A 16,789-nucleotide genomic window follows, 5' to 3' on the forward strand; every position below is an offset into this window, starting at 1 on the left:
CCAGGTCGTGTGGCTCGGGCATCGCTGACGGATCGGTTCCAGCAAGCCCGGGGAGGTGTCCCATGCTCGACCGCGCTCCCGACGGCGCCCAGCAGCGCGCCGAGCAGAGTGCCGACGCCGCCGCGGATCGGCTCTATCGGCACCACGTCGAGGACGCGCGTCGTCTGGCCCTCATCCTGGCCGGCCCGAACCGTGCCGAGGAGCTGGTCGCGGAGGCGTTCGCCCGTGTCCTGGCCCGCATGCGCGCCGATCCCGAGCCGATCGCGAACTTCCGGGCCTACCTGCACGTCACGATCCGCAACGTGTTCCGGGAGTCCCGGCGCCGCCCCGGCGAGCTGCCCGTCTCGGACCAGCCGTGGCTCCTCGACGGCGTCGCCTCCTCCCGCCCGGGGCTCGACGCGGGCGACGGTGTCGACGCGGAGCGGGCCCGGGACGCGTTCGACGCGCTCCCGGAGTCGTGGCAGCGGGTGCTGTGGTATGTCGAGGTCGAGGGCCGCAAGCCCGAGGAGGTGGGCCGGATCGTGGGTCTGCGGGCCCGCGCGGTCTCCTCCCTCGCGCACCGCGCCCGCGAGGGCCTGCGCCAGGCCTATCTCGCCGAGCACCTCGGCGAGGTGCCCGCGTCGCCGGGGTGTGCACGCGTCCGGCCGATGCTGAGCAGGCTCGTCCGCGGCCGGGTGTCCGGCTGCGCCGAGGCGGAGGTGACGGCACACCTCGACGGCTGCCCGGCGTGCCGTGCCGAGTGCTTCGCCCTCGCGCGGGTCAACGAGCGGCTGGGGGCGCACCTCCATCCCGTCGTCCTCCTCGGTGCGCTCCCGGCGGCGGGGCCGTGCGCCGGCTGGTTGGGCCGGGCCGGCGGCGCCGGACACTCCTCGGCCGCCGCGGTGACGGTCGGCGGCACGCTCGCGGTGGTGGTGTCGGTCGTCGCGGCGGCCGGGATGCTCGTCGCAGGCCCCCCTGACCGGACTGCGGAGGCCTCCGCGCCGACGTCGTACGGCGCCGTGGCCCCGGCCGTCCTCGTCCCCGCGGCGCGTCGTACGGCGGGCGGCGCTGCCGGTGCCGCGGCCGTGCTCAACCTCGTCGACGGAGCCGTTCGGAGGTCTGGATGATCCGCACCAGCATGGTCGCGGAGGGGACGACGGCGCCGGAGGCGTAGGTCGACAGGCGCGGCTGCGAGGTGCCGACCAGACGGGCGAACTCCCGCTGGGTGACGCCGGACTCGGCGATCATCCGCCGGATGTGCTGGGCGACGTCCTCGCGCTCGCGGCGCTCGGCGTCGCGCTGCGCCCACTCGCGGTGGGCGGTGAGGCAGACGATCAGCAGCGCGTCCTCGACCGGGTCGAGGAGCGCCAGCCACTCGCCGACCGGGCCGACCCACGGACGCTCCGCGACGGCCCGGGCCAGGCGCCGCCAGGTCAGCAGGTCGCCGTCGGTGGTGGCGGCGACGACCTGCGCCCGGGTGCGCAGCACCGGCGCCGGGCCGTCCTCGTCGCCGATCTGCAGGAGCCACGACACCAGCTCGGCCAGTGCGTCCCGCTCGGGCCCGGCCGCGCGGTGCGGGTCCGGTGCCCACGCGGCCAGGGACACTCTCGCCACCAGCGCCGTGGTCCGCGGGCGCCTCGGCGCGAGGTCGATCGGCGCCAGGACCTCCTCCTGCAGCGTCGCGAGCCGCTCGCAGCCGAGCTCGTCGGCGAGCATCGCCGTCCGCGTGAGATCGGCCGGCTCGTCGAAGTGGATGAGGGCCAGCGCGTTCGCCAGGACCGTGCGCGCCACCTCGCGGTCGGCCGGGTCGTCACGGCCGATGAGCGCCTGTCCGCGCCGCCACAGGTGGCTCAGCGGCAGGCTCGTCGCCTGCCGTGCCTCGAAGTCCTCGAGGAGATCCCTCATCGTCGCCTCCCTCCCGGATCCGGCCTGCGACGGGCGCGATATCTCATCGGAGAACGTTTCTGTCGGTTGTCCCTCCTTGCGCCGCCACAAGGGCGACGATGGTGCAGTGCCCCTCGGGAGACACGAGCTCGGGATCTCGGTGCGCAGAACATTCGTTCTCGCGAACCCTTTCATTGATGCCGGGGGAGGCGCCATGACCCAGGACGCACAGCACGATGTCGTCCCTATCGCGATGTTCGGTCGGACCGCACACGACGCGGACGTGACCGACTACGACCGGGCCACGCTGGCCCTGCAACGAGCCCTGCTGCCGGCGAACCAGGCGGCGGCAGCGCTGTGCCGCGAGTTCGTGGCCGACCGCGAGCCCAGCGAGGACCAGATCGCCGACTACCGCCGGCGGAGCGCGGCGCTCAAGTACGCCGAGGCGGTGTGGCAGGCCGAGGCCGACGCCCTGATCGCCGCGGGCACCGCCGAGCTCAACCGTTGGCGCTGCGTCTGATCCTGACCGGGACACTCGCTGGCATCGCCTCTCCTCCCTCCGCGGGCCACGCGCCTGCGGTGCGGCAACGGTCGTGGGGAACCGTTGCCGCACCGCGCGGGGTGGGTCGGGGGAGGGGGCGTCCCGCTCAGCCGAGGCCGAGGGCGAGCTCGCCGATGACCGTGGCCACCAGGAACGAGGCGGCGAAGGAGACCAGTCCGACCGGGACGATCCGCCAGCCGATCCGGCGCAGCATCGGCATGTCCTTGCCGAGGCCCAGCCCGGCGAGGACGAGGACCGGCGTGGTCAGGGCGAGGAACTCGATGGGCTCGGTGACCTTCGCGATCTCGTCGGCGACGGGGGACCACTCGCTGCCGAGGTAGGCGCCGATCGTGCTGAGCCCGATGATCGCCGACAGGCCGATCAGCTTCTTCAGCCAGATCGAGACGAGGACCAGGGCGGCCATGATCGCGAAGCCGCCGAGCATCTTCACGTCGAAGCTGCCGTGGAAGATGACCGCGGAGGTCAGGAAGAGGATCAGGATCAACGCGATCGAGGGCAGCACGGGCACGCTCTCGTGCTTCGCCTCGGCGACGGGCTCGAGCTCGGTGGCCTGCCGCACCTCGGCGGCCTGCGCGGTGACCTGCTCGGCGGCGACCGGCGGCAGGGTCGCCTCGGTGGCCGCCCCGCGGGACTGGCGGCGGGTCAGCAGCTGGTAGAAGCGCTCGGAGGCGGGCAGGGCGACGTACATGCCGACGTAGAGCCCGAGCACGGTGGTGATCAGGTTGGACACGGCCGCGAGGGCCAGGATCTGGTCGGCCTGGGCGGGGAACTCCGCGGCGATCGCGGCCGACGAGGCGGCCATGACCGACCCGGACCCGACGCCGGTGCCCATCGCGAGGGCCAGCGGGTCGAAGATCCGGGCCTCGGCGAAGGCGGTGGCCAGCAGGGTGATGTAGAGCGCGCCGATGACGGTGCCGAAGACGTACATCGACAGGACGCCGCGGTATTCGTCGGAGTCGGCGCCGTACCTGTCGGCGACGATGGCGAAGGAGCCCTCGCGGTCGATGGAGAAGCAGGCGCCCACGGTGGCGCGGCCCATCCTGAGCGCGACCGCGATCGGCAACGAGAACAGGACGGTGCCGAACAGGTGACCCAGCTCCTGCAGCAGCAGCGCGGGGCCGGCGTCGAGGAGCACGGGGATGTTGGCGCCCACGACGAAGGCCAGGCGGGCGGCGAGCACCAGCACCGCGATGCCGACCAGCTCGGTCGCGTAGTGCTGGAGCCGTGCGGGCAGCGGCTTGAACCGCTGCGTGCTGACCGCCCCGCCGAGGATGAGACCCCAGATCAGGGGGTAGAGGGTGATCTCGCCGATGCCGAGATCGACGGTGTGGTCGCCGACGAGCTGGGCGACGACGGTGAGGACGAGGGCGATCGCGCCGAGCAGGCCGAGGCGGCGCACGATGCGCGAGCCGGTCCACCTGTCGTGGGCGGTGGTGGGGGTGGCGGTCATGCGTGGGTCTCCTCGACGGACGGAAGGGCGGAGGGGGCGGACGGGCTGGCTGACTGGCTGGCTGACGGGGCGGCGTACGGCGCCCGGGCGGCCTGCTCGGCGAGGAGCTCGGCTCGCACGGTCGGGTCCTGGGCGACGGCGACGATGGTGCGGGCCATCGCGATCGCGGAATCGACGACGGCGACGTCGCCGGCCGGGCTGACGGCGTCGGCGGCGAAGGCGTGGGTGTGGGGACTGTTCTCGCTACCGCCGACCGCGACCATCGGGTGGATCGCTGGCAGGTACTGCGACACGTTGCCCATGTCCGTGGAGCCGCCGGCGGTCTTGCCCTCGGCGTGGACCTCGCGTCCCAGTGCGGTGAGGGCCGCCGTGAACGGCTCGCCGAGGCGGACGTCCTGCAGCAGCGGCGCGTACGCCGGCTCGGTGGGCTCGATGGTCAGGCTGCATCCGGTGGCCAGGGCGCCGGCCTCGAAGCAGGCATGGACCCGCTCGATGAGCCGCTCCTGGGCGGTCATGTCGAACTCGCGGACCTCGAAGTCGACGACGACCCGCTCGGGGATGATGTTGGTGACCTTGCCGCCCTCGCTGACGAAGGCCGCGATCCGTGCGGTGGCCGGCAGCTGCTGGCGGAGCAGGCCGATCGCGACCTGGCTGACCACGGCGGCGTCGGCGGCGTTGACGCCGAGATGGGGGGCCGCGGCGGCGTGCGACGGGATGCCGGTGAAGGTCGCCGCGAAGCGGGCGACGCCCTGGCTGGTGGCCGAGCCGGCGGCGACGTCGGTGGGGCCGGGGTGGATCATGAGGGAGACGGTCAGGTCGTCGAAGCAGCCGGCCTCGAGCATGAGGACCTTGCCGCCGCCGTGCTCCTCGGCCGGGGTGCCGAGCACCTTGACGGTCAGGCCGAGCTCGTCGGCGACCTCGGCCAGGCCGAGCGCGGCGCCCACCGCGCTCGAGGCGATGATGTTGTGGCCGCAGGCGTGCCCGATCTCGGGGAGTGCGTCGTACTCCGCGCAGATGCCCACGACGAGGTCGCCGGTGCCGTAGGTGGCGATGAAGGCGGTCGGCAGTCCGGCGACGCCGGCCTCGACGCTGAAGCCGGCGGCGGAGAGTGCGTCGCTGACCGCCGCGGCCGTCTGGTGCTCCTCGAAGGCCAGTTCGGCGTACCCATGCACCTCGTGGCTGAGCGCGACGAGCTGGTCCTGGGCGGCGCGGACGGCCTGCTCGGCGCGGTGTCCGGCGGTGACGTCCGTGGTGAGGCTGGTCATCGGCACTCCTCCTGGGAGGTGGATGTGATGTGGGTCATGGAGTGAGACCACTATTCGAAGTGCGTGCCGTCCGGGCGAGAAAATTACAGGATTCCGTCATGGGAATCGATCAGGCGCGTGAATCAGTCACTCTCTCCGAGCTCGACTTGAGGATCGTCCAGGCGTTGCAGATCAATCCCCGGGCGTCCTGGTCCCAGGTCGGCAGGCTGCTGGGGGTCGACCCCTCGACCGCCGCGCGGCGCTGGAGTCGCCTCGTGGAGCACGGCGCGGCCTGGGTCTCCTGTCAGCCGCTGCAGGATCTCGACCCGGCGCTGGCGGTGATCGAGGTGGTCGCCCGTCCGGGCCGGGTCCTCGACGTCGCGGCCGAGCTGGCGGGCGATCCGCAGTCGATGACCATCGACGTCGCGGCCGGAACCCGCGACCTGCTGGTGACCGCCGCCTGCGCGGACGAGGCGGCGCTCGCGTCGTACCTCCTCGACCGGGTGGCCCAGGTGCCGCAGGTCGCCGGCGTGCGCAGCCACATCGTGGTGCGCGCCTACACCGAGGCCAGCCGGTGGCGGCTGCGCACCCTCACCCCCGAGCAGGAGCAGGCCATCGCCGCGACGGTGCCGACGGTGGCGGAGTCATCACGGGTGCACGTCAGGGGCCCGATCGACCAGGCGCTGGTCGGGGTGCTGTCCGAGGACGGCCGGCAGACGCACGGCGAGGTCGCCGCCCGGGTGGGTGCGAGCGAGAGCACCGTGCGCCGCCGGATCCACGCCCTGATCGGGTCGGGGGTGCTGCGCCTGCGGTGCGAGGTCGCGCGCGGGCTCACCGAGTGGCGCACCTCGGAGTGGTTCTTCCTGCGGGTGCCCTCGGACCGGATCGACGAGGCCGGCCAGCTCCTGGCCGCGGTGCCCGAGGTGCGGGCGGTGCTCTCCGCCGCCGGGCCCTACAACCTCCTGGTCGCCGTGTGGCTGCGCAGCGTCGCGGACGGCCAGCGCCTCGAGATCCAGCTCACCCGGCGCCTGCCCCACGTCGAGGTGGCCGACCGGAGCGTGGTGATCCGGCCCTACAAGCTCGTCGGCAGGCTGCTCGACGAGCGTGGCTTCGCCACCGGGGTGGTGCCGCTCGACCTCGGGACGGCGCCGACCAGCCGGAGGGCCAGGTCGGAGTAGTAGTCCCCGATCTGGTCGAGCGTCCACTCGCCGTCCTCGCGATACCACCGGGCGATGTCGACGGCCATCGAGGCGAGCGCCGTCGCGGCCAGCGCCGGGTCGGGCGTGTCGAAGACGCCGGCGCTCACCCCGTCGCGGACGAGGTCGCGCAGCTCGGCGGTCGTCGCCGAGCGCAGCTCGCCGATGGTCGCCAGGTGCTCCTCGCTGAGCGCGGCGAGCTCGTAGTTGAGCACCCGGGCCACGGTGTGGTGGCGCGCGTGGAAGCGGGAGAACAACCGCCCCACGGCGGCCACCTGCTCGACCGGGTCGTTCGAGCTCTCCCGCGCCCGGCGGACGACTTCCAGCGCCCGCTGGTGGCCCTGCTCGGAGATGCGGAAGAGCAGCTCCTCCTTCGACCGGTGGTGCACGTAGACCGCCGCGGGACTCATCCCGGCGGCCGCGGCGATGTCGCGGGTCGTCGTTCCGTGGAAGCCCTTCTCGGAGAACGCGGTGACGGCCGCCTCGAGCAGCCGGGCGCGGGTGGCCTCGGCGCGGGAGGTGCTCATCGTCGTCCTCCTTCGCTCCGGTCGGTCGGGCGGCTGGTCCACCGGGGAGCAGGCTAGCGCAATCGCTAAGCAAGCGCTTAGTTCGGCGCGCGGCGATCGCCGTTCGCGACGGACCCGCACGGTTCTCCACAGGGCGCCGGGTGCGCCCCTTCCCGAACCCGGGACCGTGGCCTACGGTGCTGCCAGCCACAGCAGTCCAATCTCGGGGAGTCACCATGGCCCTGCTGCAGCCACCGGTCGTGGTCGCACCGGCGTCCGACGACGTCGTGGCCCGCCTCGACGAGGACCTGCGCGCCGCCGTACGCCGCGACGGCATCGACCCGCAGCGCGAGGTGCCCGCCGTACGACGCCTCGCGACCGCGCTCGTCCGCGAGCACGACGAGCGCAGCCTGACCGGGGTCGTGGCGCCCGTCGCCGACCCGGACGCGCTGGTGGCCGAGCTGGTGGCCCGGGTCGCCGGCTTCGGGCCGCTCCAGCCGTTCCTCGAGGACCCCACGGTCGAGGAGGTCTGGATCAACAGCCCCGACCGGGTGTTCGTGGCGCGCCAGGGTCGCCACGAGCTGACCAACCTCGTGCTCACCGAGGCGCAGGTCGCCGACCTCATCGAGCGGATGCTCAAGTCCACGGGCCGGCGGATCGACCTCAGTCGACCGTTCGTGGACGCCATGCTTCTGCCGGACATCGTCTGCATGTCGTCCTGCAGGAGATCTCGCGCGGCTTCTCGGCCGTCAACATCCGCAAGTTCGTCGTGCGCGCCACGCGACTCGACGAGCTGGTCCAGTTCGGGACGCTCACCCCTCACGCCGCTCGCTTCCTCGAGGCGTCGGTGCGCGCCGGCCTCAACATCCTCGTCACCGGAGGCACCCAGGCGGGCAAGACCACCCTGCTCAACTGCCTCGCGGCCGCGATCCCCGGCGGGGAGCGGGTGATCTCGGCCGAGGAGGTCTTCGAGATCCGGTTCCCCCACCCCGACTGGGGCGCGCTGCAGACCCGCCAGGAGGGCCTCGAGGGCACCGGCGAGGTCAGGCTGCGTGACCTGGTCAAGGAGTCGCTGCGCATGCGGCCGTCGCGGCTGATCGTGGGCGAGGTGCGCGCGGAGGAGTGCCTCGACCTGCTTCTCGCCCTCAACGCCGGGCTGCCGGGGATGTGCACCCTGCACGCCAACAGCGCTCGCGAGGCGCTGACCAAGGCGTGCACCCTGCCGCTGCTGGCGGGGGAGAACATCTCGGCACGCTTCGTGGTCCCGACCGTCGCCGCCTCGATCGACCTCGTCGTCCACCTCGCCCTCGACCCGCACGGCTCGCGGCGGGTCACCGAGATCGTCGCCGTCCCCGGGCGCATGGAGGGCGACATCATCGAGACCGAGCCGGTCTTCGACTGGCGCGACGGAGGACTGCGGCGCGGGATCGGGCTGCCGCCGCGGCTGGAGCAGTTCGAGCGGCTCGGGATCGACGTCGTCGGGCTGCTGCACGAGGCCGACCGAGAGGTGGGCTGAGCCGTGGGTGCGCTCGTCGGGCTGGGCTTCGGTCTCGGCTGCCTGCTGGTCTGGGCCGCCTTCCGCTGGCCGCGCACCCCGCGGACGACGCGCGCGGAGAGCCGGACGCGGCGGCTCCTCGCCGAGGCCGGGCTGCGCGAGGTCGCGCCGCGCTCGCTCGCTCTGCTCTGTCTCGGGTCCGGGATCGCCGGGTTCGTGCTCGTGCTCGGACTCACCCGCACGGCGCCGATCGCGGTGGTGGCGGGAGCCGGCGCCGCCTACCTGCCGTGGGCGGTCGTCGCGGGCCGGGTCCGGCGCCGGCGCCGCGAGTTCGCCCAGGTCTGGCCCGAGGCGGTCGACGACCTCGCCTCCGCGGTGCGCGCGGGCATGTCGCTGCCCGACGCCGTGGCTGCGCTCGCCGTCCGCGGGCCCGACACGCTGCGTCCGGCCTTCGACGCGTTCGCCCTCGACTACCAGGTGTCGGGCCGGTTCGGCGACTGCCTCGACCGGCTCAAGGACCGGCTCGCCGACCCCGTCGGCGACCGTGTCGTCGAGGGACTCCGGATCGCCCGCGAGGTGGGCGGCGGTGATGCCCCACCCCGCGCAGGTTGCACCGTCTCGTCGCCGCAACCTTCCCGGGGTGGGGGCCATGGCCCGCCCGGGGCAGTTTGTGGCCCGTCCTCGCCCGCCGCGAACAGGTCCACGCCGCCCGGGACGACCCCCTCGACCGACAGGCTCGGCTCCTTCGCCTGTTCCAAGACCGAGACCTTGACCCGCAGGAGCCGCAGAACTTCGGCCTGCTCGTCCAACGTCATGTTGGGCAGCCGCTCCGCTGCGTGGCGGGCCAACTCCTCCAACGACCGGGCCCGCTGCTGCTCGCTGTAAGCGTCGGCGCGGTGCGCCTCCATCTGCACCAAGACCGCCCGAGCCTGGTCGATCTCGGCATCGACCTGCGCGACGGCCTCGTTGACGAGGTCGGCCTCGATCCCGGCCCGCAGGTACTCCACGACCTTCTCCCGGCGGTTCTTCTCCAACGTCTCGATCCGGCGCCGGATGCGCTCCACGGTGTCGGCCTCCGGCTCGTCGGCCTCGGCACGGAAGCCGATGTAGTCGGCGGCGAGGGACAGCAGCCGCTCCGGATCGGAGAGGACCTCGACCACCGCGTGCCAGACCTGGAAGTCGAGCCAGTCGGCACGGATCACCTTGCATCCGCATTTCTCGTGGGGGCCGGGCTTCCACTTCATCCCGGTGCAGCGGTAGGAGCGGGGGCGGTCACCGAACTTGATACCGCCGAGCCGACCGCCGCACGGCGTCGCGGCCAGCGAGTTCGGGTAGGTCGCCTTCGCGGTCTTGGGACCGGACGCTCGCTGCGCCAGCCGGTTCTGGAGGGCGAGCCACCGCTCCTCGGACAGCGGCGGGTCCGGCAACTCGATCGGGATGGAGTCGCCATAGAGCGGGGTACCGTCACGCTTCATCTTCGTGACGTTGCCGCGCTGCTTCCGGGTCTCCTTGCCCCAAGCGGTCCAGCCCATCAGGGCCCGCTTCTGCAGCATTTCGCGGACCCGCTGGTGGTTCCACGGCGCGGGAGGGTGGTTCGCCCCGTTGCCTCGGCCGTGGTAGCCCTGAGCGTTGAGGAGCAGCGCCACGTCGGCGGTACTGCCGCCGCCCTCGATGGTCTCGACGGCAATGCGGATCATGTCGCGCTCGCGCTCGTCCGGGACCAGCCGGACGTCGTTTGCCTCGCCCTTCGACTTGCCGCCCTTGCCCTTGCCGGAACCCTCGATCCGCCAGCCGAACGGGGCAGTGCCACCGGGCCAGCGGCCTTGACGGGCCAATGCTCGCTGTCCGTCGACCGCCCGCTGAGCGATGGTGTCGCGCTCCAACTCGGCGAAGGTCGCCATGACACCGAGCATCGCCCGGCCCTGCGGCGTCGTCAGGTCCAGGTTCTCCGCGAGCGAGACGAACTGGACGCCGAAGTCCACGAGACGCCGGATTTCGGTCTGGGCGTGGCCCGCCGACCGAGAGAAGCGATCCAGCTTGGAGACGATCACCACGTCGAACGCGCCGGAGCCAGCGGCGGCAAGCATCCGACGCCACTCCGGACGGTTCGGGTCGGTGCCGCTGATGCCCGGGTCGATGTAGACGTGGCCGTCCGCGACGGTCCAACCGTGGGAGTCGGCGTAGGCGCGGCACTTCCGCTCCTGCTCGTCGAGGCTCGTGCCCTCGATCTGCTCCGCTGTCGAGACTCGGCAGTAGATCGCAGCCCGCATCAGAGGTCACCCCACTCGGCTTCGAAATCTGCGATGGCGGCTTCGGCGATGTTGGACCGCACGGTGCGGAGAACCTCGACCTCCGGAGCGACCCAGGCGAGCCATTCCGGCCCGAGCAGGTCGGCGGCCTCAGGAGCAGCGACCAGTTGGGGCGGGCCGAGCGGCTGCCGGACGGCGACCCGCTTCGCACGTGAGTAGGACCGAGCCAGTTCGCCGCGCAGGCGCTGGTTGTGGCCCGGCACGAAGTGCTTCGCCGTGTGGTTGCCGCACCCACACCGGCAGAACCCAGGCCGCAGATCGACCACGGTCCTTGCCTCCGAGGCAAGCCCATTTGGGGTTGGGGGCGGAACGGTATTCGAAGATGGTGCTCCTTGCCCGAAGCGCTCGGAGGCGTCCGAGCCGGGGGGTGTCTGCATGGCTGCTCCTTGCGGGGTTGGGGCCGGGGCGCTCTCGCGCCCCGGCCTGGGTTGTCTGTTGGGCGGCGTCAGGCCGCGCTCTCGGCTTCGGCCTTCGCCCTCTGGGCCTTCGCCTCGGCGTTGGCCCGGACGCGCTCGGCCTTTGCCCGCAGCGCTTCGCTCATGCCCGCGAGAGCGGCGAGCGCGGCGGCGTCCTTTGGGTTGGCGGCGAGCGCGCGGCCCGTCGCCCCTGCGTGGCGTGCGTCGTGCCCTGGGCGGAACGAGGCGCGGGGCGAGACGGCCACCCCGCAGCCGCAGCCGCAGACCCGGGCTTCCGCCTCGGGGGTCGGCTCGGGGGTCGGCTTGGCCTTGGCGCGGGTGGGCTTCCTGGTCGTCATGCGGGGTTCTCCTTTGGGTGCGGGTGGGTGTTGCGGTCGTGGGCCGGGCGGCCCGAGGGGACGGCCCGACAGGGCCGGGCAGAGGGCAGGCGAGGGGCGAGGGGCGCGGACCCCGCCGGGGCGAGAGGCCGACGCCCACGGGCGAAGGGGCAACCCGCGCGGGGCGAGAGGCGCGACCCGAGGCGACAGGCAGCCGGGGCGAGGGCGAGGGGCGAGGGCGAGAGGGCGACCCCAACCGAGGGGCGCGGGCCAGAGGGGCGGGCCACCAACGACGCCCACGACCGAGAGGCCGACCGCCGACCGACCGAGGGGGAGCCAACCCAACGGCGAGGGGCGAGAGGCGAGGAGCAGCCGACCGAGAGGCGAGGGGCGAGAGGCGAGGAGCAGCCGACCGAGAGGCGAGGGCCCGAGGGGGCGACCGGCGAGGGGCAGGGGCGACCCGCGACCCAGCCCCGAGGGGCGAGGGCCAGCGGGGCGACGCCCGCCCGGCGCGGCATCACGACCGCACCGGGCGGAGGACGGCGCCGGGGACAACGCCCCAAGCGCCCCGGGCGTGCGCGGCCTGCAGCCAAGCCGGAGCCCCGGCGACGACGGCGTCCCGGGCGTCCTCCGCAAGCCGCGACAGCAGGCCGTGCGCGGCGGCGGGGGCAAGCGCCCGGGCGGCGAGGACGGCGCACGGGGCGCACAGCCCGGCGGCTTCCTCGACGGGGGCGGAACCGCCGAGCGCGGGGAAGCGGCAGGCGGGCGACGAGCAGGCGGCGGGGGCGTTCATGGCGGGCTCCTTGGTGGAAGAAAAAAACCCAAGTAAAACACGCAAAAACGGCCCTCCATAACCCATATGTCCGTCCCTCGGACGGCGTGTCGTGTGCCCTGCCGGAGGGAGGCACCCACCACCGGCAACAGGGGCGGCGACCCCAGCAGCAGCGCGCAAAACCAGCACGACGGCGGGCCACCCGACCGGCGCGCTCGGCGCCGTCCGAGAGGCAACAGACACCCGAACCGAGAGGCGAGCAGCGGCCCGAGAGGACGACCGGCGAGGGGAGAGGACCGACCGAGAACGGCGGCGGCCCTCTCCCAAACGCAGGAGAGGACGACGGGCCCGGAGCCCAGGCGCACCACCAGCGGTCACGGGAGGGGCCCTCCTGTGTCACGGGCGGCGTGCTCTCGCAGCAGCGCAAGCCGTTCGGCGGCAGGCAGGCGACCGAGCAGGAGACCGACGCCGGGGTCGTCCAGATCGGCCAACCCACGAAGGAAGCGCTCTTCCTGTCGGTCCTTGGCTCGGCGCTCGCGTTGGTACTCGGTCGTGTAATGCCCTCGGCAGAGCCCACGGGCGAACCACCCCCGCTCGCAGCCCTCGACCCGGCACCGCTTGCCCTCGGAGGCACGCTCCTCGGCGCGCATCAGGCGGTAGTGGTAACCGCACAGACGGCGTTGGAACTGCCCGTTCTCGCAGCCGCCGTGTTCGCAGATCCGGCCCTCGGCCTTGGCCTTCGCCTGCTGCTGACTCGGCGTCATCGCCTGCTCCAATCTTGCGGGTTGCCTTGTGTCTGTCCCCGGGTCTCGCCGGAGGTTGCGAAGGTCGGGCTTTCCGAGCGGTTCCGGGGAGCCCGGTCGGCTGGGCTGCCCCCGTGGTACCGAGGGGACGCCAGACCAGAGGTCGCTCTGCGGCCCGTGCAGGATGTGCAGGATTCCTCTGGTGCTTCTCGCGTGGGCTCTTCTCCGGAGCGTTCCCGGAGAGACCCTGCACACCCTGCACACCCCCCGTCCGGACGCGGGACGACAGGCAGCCCGGCACCCTCCCCGGGCTGCCCCTGCCGGGGGCTCACAGCGCCCCCTGCGCGTCGTCGTCCGTGGTCCTGCGGAACCGCACGCCGTGCCACACCGTGGCCGTCCCCGGCGGCGCGCTGTTGGTTCCTCGGAACCGCCGCGAGAGACCGCCGAGGCTCCGCGTCCGGGTCTTGCGAACGCCCTTCCGAGTGGCGGTGTCGTGCTCGCCGAACCGCTGCGCGAAGGTGTTCTCAGCCCAAGCCCTCGTCCCGGAACCGCGCGACTCGTGCCACTCCGAGAAGTCGGCAAACAGCTCGGTCGCCAGCACGCATCTGTTGGGGTCGAAGTCCAGGCGGTCGGCCATGTACGCGAGCACGAGGTCCGACTCGTGCCGCCAAGCCGTCGTCGCTGCGACGACCTGTTCGGGAGGCGGGGGGAGGACGTGGCCCGCCTCGTACCAGCGACGAGCGCCAGCCACCACCCAAGCCAACACCGCCTCGTGCTGGCCCTCGCGACCCGCTCGCAGCCGCTCCCTGAGACGCGGGTCTCCGGTCTTGTCCCACTCGGTCGCCAGCGGTTCGCCCGGTCGCCGGAACGTGAACGGGAACGAGACCAGCGCCAACCGACGCCAAGTCCCGTGGTCCGTCTCGTTGACCCGAGGCCGGTAGTTGCTCGTCAGGAACAGGGCGTGGGTGGCCGACCAACTGATGTTGTCCTGCCGAATCTTCCGAGCCGTCATGGTCGGTGTGCCGACCACGTCCTTGAGCCGCTTCACGTTCAGGTGCCGTGCCTCCGGCGTCTCCTCGATCAGCGCGACCCGAGCACCCCGCAGGGTGGTGAGTTCGGTCGGGTGGTCGCTGGGGTTCGACAGCAGCACCCTCTCCGGGACCACCACCGCATGGTCGCCAAGAGCGCTCATGATGGCGGCCACCAACGTGGACTTGCCGTTCGCACCGTTGCCCTGCAAGACCGGGAGCACGTCGTCCGAAGTCGCGTAGCCGGTCGCTGCTTGCCCGAACCGAACCTGCATCCAGTCAGCAACCTTTGCGTGCAGAGCGTGCAGGGCTTGCTCCCAGTCGCTGTGCTCGGCGTCGGGGTCGTACTTGACCTTGGTGATCTTGGTCAGCAAGAGGTCCGGCGAGTGGGGGAGCAGTTCACCCGTTCGCAGATCGACCACCCCGTTGCCGACGTTGAGCAGGTCCGGCTGCACGTCAAACTGGTCGGCGCGCCGCTCCAAGATGCCCTTGAGTAGCCGAACGGCACCGCTGATCTTGCCGCCGACCAACAGAGCGTTGAGTTGCTTGGCGCGCACCTGATCGGCGCCATCTGCAATCTCCTTGGCGAACCGCTTTCGCCAGAGTTTTCGGACCGCTTCGACCACGTTGGCATCGGTCGTCTCCTGCCAGACCTTGCCGTTGTAGCGGAGCCAACCGAGTCCAGCTGCCCAGCAGTAGCGAGCCTGTAACCGCTCAGCAGTCCACTCGGCCAGCGGCGAGTCGAGCAGATCGGGAGCGACGTCTCGGCCTGCCTCCCTCGGAGCGGCCCGGGTCTTGCCGTCTGTCTGACTTCGGGCCGACTCGATCTTCTGCGTCACCTTGTCTGATCCCCACTCTGGGTCGGTTGGTGCGTTCTCTCGCACCAGACGTTCTGCTTCCTCGACGGTGAGGAGCGACCACGACGAGTTGGCGACTTCGAAGAGGTTGCAGGCGGCGTCGAAGACGGTCTGGTCCCAACCCGCCCCCTCGTGCCACGGCTGGGGGAGGTCCCGGAGGCGGGCCACTTCCCCCCGGACCACGGTCGCCTCGTAATTGGTCGGCATCGCCGGGCCGGTGTCGGCCTCGGAACTGTTACTAGTTCGTGGCTCCGGTTTCGTGAGGGCCTCGGCCAACCAGTCGGGGACCGGCGCCGGAGCGATGTTCAGGGCAACCGGCGTGTAGGTCGAGCCGGTCTCGTGTACCGACCCCGGGCCGACCACGAAACCGCCCTTGCCGCGAACGTCGCAGCCGTAGCCCTTGAGCGCGCCTCGGCTGTTGCCGAACTCCTGGCCATCGGCAACGGCGAAGTACAGGTGCCGCCGACCTTCGCGACTTAGAACGGCGAAGGTCTCCGGGACCTCGTGCCCGTGGTCGGCGGCCCACTTCTCCAACGCCAGCGGCTCGTCCTCGTCCACGACCAGCAACCCAGACAGGCCGCAGGCGATACCGACGTTCGGAGCGTTATCCGTGGCGAACCACCGCCGGGTCTGGTCGGGGTCGGTGGTCGCCTGCTCGGGCCAGTGTCGAAGCAGCGGCGTCTTCCCCCGGACAGGGAAGACGTGCCAGCCCCGGGCGGCTGCCCACTGTGCCCATGCCAGCGGCGTGTCAGGGACGGTTGCGGGCGGGGTCTCCCGCGAGGTGCGGGGAGCCAGCCGGGGGCGGGCACCGGCACGGGCCGGAGAGGTCGCGGGAGCGGCGTCCTGCAACGGCGCGGTCTGGCCGTCGTCGGGCAGGTCGAAGGTGTGCTGCTCGGAGGTCACCGCAGACCACCCGCCTGCAGGCCGCGACCGGAGAAGGTGCCGACCGGGAACAGGACACGGGTGCCGCCTTGGGTCGCCAGTACGACGAACTCGCTCGGGTCGCCCACGAAACCGCCCGAGTCCGAGTCGAACTCGCCCGGGACGTACCACCGGATGCGATGGCGGAACTTCGGGTTATCGCGGAACCACTCGGCGTCGAGGTCGGAAACCACGCGCTGGGTCTCGCACGAATCGCGGTTGCCGACGATGATCTCGCGGAACTCGTCATCGCCGTCGAACTCGTCGAAGTCGGCGAACATGTCATCGAGGAAGTCGTCACTCATCGGGTCACCGCCATCACGCAGGCGACACTGAGGAGCAGGAAGTTGGTGAGGGCCGAGACCCACACCATCAGGATCGGCTCCATCAGGCGACCGCCTCGGTGGTCGCCGAGCCGGGGCGGGCAGGTACGGGTGGCTGGAGAGCACCACTCGCAGGCATGCCTTGACCCGCCCCGGGCTCGGCGTGGGTGATCGCGTCGTCGCCGCGACCACCCGCCCCTGCGTGACCGACGGCATACGGAACCGCAGGGGAGTTGGTGTCAGCGGCAGGGCCGCCGAACAAGAGATTCGCCAGACGAAGGCGGTCGGACTGAGGCAGCGCGGCCTCGGAAAACGAAACGTGGACAGGCATTGATGGCTCCGCAACAGACGTTGCTGGTGCCTGCCGGTGCGAATCCGCAGACTCTGTGGCAGCGGGCCTGCCTATAGCGCCGCATTCCCTCGAACAGCACCAGCCTCAGCACGCCTGTCGACTTCCCAGACGTTCGGCACGTCTCCCGACGTTCCGGCTGGTCCCTCAGGAACCTTTGACCATTGGGGCTATTCGCAATTCGCCCCGACCCCTCTCGGGCTGGTCCACGGCCCAGTTTAGTGGTGCGGATTTTGGCCGCACAAGTCCGAGTGGGGGGTCCCCGGTACCCCCAGGACACAGCGAGACCCCGGTCCGAACCAGGTCCGAACCGGGGTCACAGGAGCACGGAGCCATCCGCTGCTAGACCCAGGAAAACACGCAGTTTGACCCCGCCACAAGGGTGCGCAGGGCGTGCAGGGCAGTTCGGAAATCACGGTGCCGCGCGGCCGGGGAGCG

The 16,789-nt window shown here is 72.0% G+C and carries 15 protein-coding genes; 4 read left to right on the top strand and 11 right to left on the bottom strand.

The features are described 5' to 3' along the window. The first annotated feature begins 62 nt into the window (after window positions 1-62). Window positions 63-1,106, top strand: a complete 1,044-nt coding sequence (locus FHP29_RS16305) for a sigma-70 family RNA polymerase sigma factor (protein WP_139623936.1) — start codon at window positions 63-65, stop codon at window positions 1,104-1,106. Here FHP29_RS16305 and FHP29_RS16310 read toward each other — a convergent pair. Then, window positions 1,069-1,884 (bottom strand): helix-turn-helix domain-containing protein, encoded by an 816-nt coding sequence (locus FHP29_RS16310; protein ID WP_139623937.1) that lies wholly within the window; start codon window positions 1,882-1,884, stop codon window positions 1,069-1,071. The two genes, FHP29_RS16305 and FHP29_RS16310, sit on opposite strands and share 38 nt — an antisense overlap. Before the next feature lie 193 nt (window positions 1,885-2,077). Between FHP29_RS16310 and FHP29_RS16315 the strand changes: the two genes are divergently transcribed. After that, window positions 2,078-2,383 carry a hypothetical protein gene (locus FHP29_RS16315; RefSeq protein WP_139623938.1) on the top strand — a complete coding sequence of 102 codons (306 nt, stop codon included), beginning with the start codon at window positions 2,078-2,080 and terminating at the stop codon, window positions 2,381-2,383. Window positions 2,384-2,510: 127 nt separating this feature from the next. On the opposite strand, the gene FHP29_RS16320 is transcribed toward FHP29_RS16315, so the two are convergent. After that, entirely contained in the window at window positions 2,511-3,875 is a 1,365-nt protein-coding gene (locus tag FHP29_RS16320) for a DUF3100 domain-containing protein (protein WP_139623939.1), read from the bottom strand. Beyond that, complete coding sequence (locus tag FHP29_RS16325) at window positions 3,872-5,140, bottom strand: M20 family metallopeptidase (RefSeq protein ID WP_139623940.1); 1,269 nt, start codon at window positions 5,138-5,140, stop codon at window positions 3,872-3,874. Before FHP29_RS16325 ends, FHP29_RS16320 begins: the two co-directional genes overlap by 4 nt. A 98-nt stretch (window positions 5,141-5,238) precedes the next feature. Between FHP29_RS16325 and FHP29_RS16330 the strand changes: the two genes are divergently transcribed. Next, complete coding sequence (locus tag FHP29_RS16330) at window positions 5,239-6,297, top strand: Lrp/AsnC family transcriptional regulator (protein WP_139623941.1); 1,059 nt, start codon at window positions 5,239-5,241, stop codon at window positions 6,295-6,297. Here FHP29_RS16330 and FHP29_RS16335 read toward each other — a convergent pair. Next, window positions 6,192-6,842: a TetR/AcrR family transcriptional regulator gene (locus tag FHP29_RS16335; protein ID WP_139623942.1), complete on the bottom strand. Its 651-nt coding sequence runs from the start codon at window positions 6,840-6,842 to the stop codon at window positions 6,192-6,194. The genes FHP29_RS16330 and FHP29_RS16335 overlap by 106 nt on opposite strands. Window positions 6,843-7,590: 748 nt before the next feature. Here FHP29_RS16335 and FHP29_RS23355 point away from each other — a divergent pair. Continuing rightward, the gene (locus FHP29_RS23355; RefSeq protein WP_476703669.1) at window positions 7,591-8,337 is read left to right on the top strand and encodes a CpaF family protein; all 747 of its coding nucleotides are present in this window, start codon (window positions 7,591-7,593) and stop codon (window positions 8,335-8,337) included. A 449-nt stretch (window positions 8,338-8,786) separates the two neighbouring features. Here the strand turns inward: FHP29_RS23355 and FHP29_RS16345 are convergent, their stop codons facing one another. The 7 genes from FHP29_RS16345 to FHP29_RS21805 form a co-directional block, all read right to left on the bottom strand. Further along, window positions 8,787-10,586, bottom strand: coding sequence for a recombinase family protein (locus FHP29_RS16345; RefSeq protein WP_139623943.1), 1,800 nt, complete (start codon window positions 10,584-10,586; stop codon window positions 8,787-8,789). Then, window positions 10,586-10,891, bottom strand: a complete 306-nt coding sequence (locus FHP29_RS16350) for a hypothetical protein (RefSeq protein WP_139623944.1) — start codon at window positions 10,889-10,891, stop codon at window positions 10,586-10,588. The genes FHP29_RS16345 and FHP29_RS16350 overlap by 1 nt, the downstream gene beginning before the upstream one ends. Before the next feature lie 179 nt (window positions 10,892-11,070). Continuing rightward, a complete protein-coding gene (locus FHP29_RS16355) occupies window positions 11,071-11,379 on the bottom strand; it encodes a hypothetical protein (RefSeq protein WP_139623945.1) in 309 nt (102 codons plus the stop codon). Between the two features lie 496 nt (window positions 11,380-11,875). Further along, on the bottom strand, window positions 11,876-12,151 hold the full coding sequence (locus tag FHP29_RS16360; protein WP_139623946.1) for a hypothetical protein: 276 nt from the start codon (window positions 12,149-12,151) through the stop codon (window positions 11,876-11,878). A 353-nt stretch (window positions 12,152-12,504) separates the two neighbouring features. After that, window positions 12,505-12,894, bottom strand: a complete 390-nt coding sequence (locus FHP29_RS16365) for a hypothetical protein (protein WP_139623947.1) — start codon at window positions 12,892-12,894, stop codon at window positions 12,505-12,507. 307 nt (window positions 12,895-13,201) lie between these two features. After that, window positions 13,202-15,661: a phage/plasmid primase, P4 family gene (locus tag FHP29_RS16370; protein ID WP_158296599.1), complete on the bottom strand. Its 2,460-nt coding sequence runs from the start codon at window positions 15,659-15,661 to the stop codon at window positions 13,202-13,204. After that, on the bottom strand, window positions 15,658-15,984 hold the full coding sequence (locus tag FHP29_RS21805) for a hypothetical protein (protein ID WP_158296600.1): 327 nt from the start codon (window positions 15,982-15,984) through the stop codon (window positions 15,658-15,660). The genes FHP29_RS16370 and FHP29_RS21805 overlap by 4 nt, the downstream gene beginning before the upstream one ends. Window positions 15,985-16,789 lie beyond the last annotated feature (805 nt).

Origin of the sequence: Nocardioides albidus (genome assembly GCF_006335005.1) — a bacterium.
Classification (GTDB): Bacteria; Actinomycetota; Actinomycetes; order Propionibacteriales; family Nocardioidaceae; genus Nocardioides; species Nocardioides albidus.

Excerpts from the sequence above, each read along its gene's own strand:
- FHP29_RS16305 (WP_139623936.1), top strand. The coding sequence starts at position 63 with ATGCTCGACCGCGCTCCCGACGGCGCCCAGCAGCGCGCCGAGCAGAGT.
- FHP29_RS16310 (WP_139623937.1), bottom strand. The coding sequence starts at position 1,884 with ATGAGGGATCTCCTCGAGGACTTCGAGGCACGGCAGGCGACGAGCCTG.
- FHP29_RS16315 (WP_139623938.1), top strand. The coding sequence starts at position 2,078 with ATGACCCAGGACGCACAGCACGATGTCGTCCCTATCGCGATGTTCGGT.
- FHP29_RS16320 (WP_139623939.1), bottom strand. The coding sequence starts at position 3,875 with ATGACCGCCACCCCCACCACCGCCCACGACAGGTGGACCGGCTCGCGC.
- FHP29_RS16325 (WP_139623940.1), bottom strand. The coding sequence starts at position 5,140 with ATGACCAGCCTCACCACGGACGTCACCGCCGGACACCGCGCCGAGCAG.
- FHP29_RS16330 (WP_139623941.1), top strand. The coding sequence starts at position 5,239 with ATGGGAATCGATCAGGCGCGTGAATCAGTCACTCTCTCCGAGCTCGAC.
- FHP29_RS16335 (WP_139623942.1), bottom strand. The coding sequence starts at position 6,842 with ATGAGCACCTCCCGCGCCGAGGCCACCCGCGCCCGGCTGCTCGAGGCG.
- FHP29_RS16345 (WP_139623943.1), bottom strand. The coding sequence starts at position 10,586 with ATGCGGGCTGCGATCTACTGCCGAGTCTCGACAGCGGAGCAGATCGAG.
- FHP29_RS16355 (WP_139623945.1), bottom strand. The coding sequence starts at position 11,379 with ATGACGACCAGGAAGCCCACCCGCGCCAAGGCCAAGCCGACCCCCGAG.
- FHP29_RS16360 (WP_139623946.1), bottom strand. The coding sequence starts at position 12,151 with ATGAACGCCCCCGCCGCCTGCTCGTCGCCCGCCTGCCGCTTCCCCGCG.
- FHP29_RS16365 (WP_139623947.1), bottom strand. The coding sequence starts at position 12,894 with ATGACGCCGAGTCAGCAGCAGGCGAAGGCCAAGGCCGAGGGCCGGATC.
- FHP29_RS21805 (WP_158296600.1), bottom strand. The coding sequence starts at position 15,984 with ATGAGTGACGACTTCCTCGATGACATGTTCGCCGACTTCGACGAGTTC.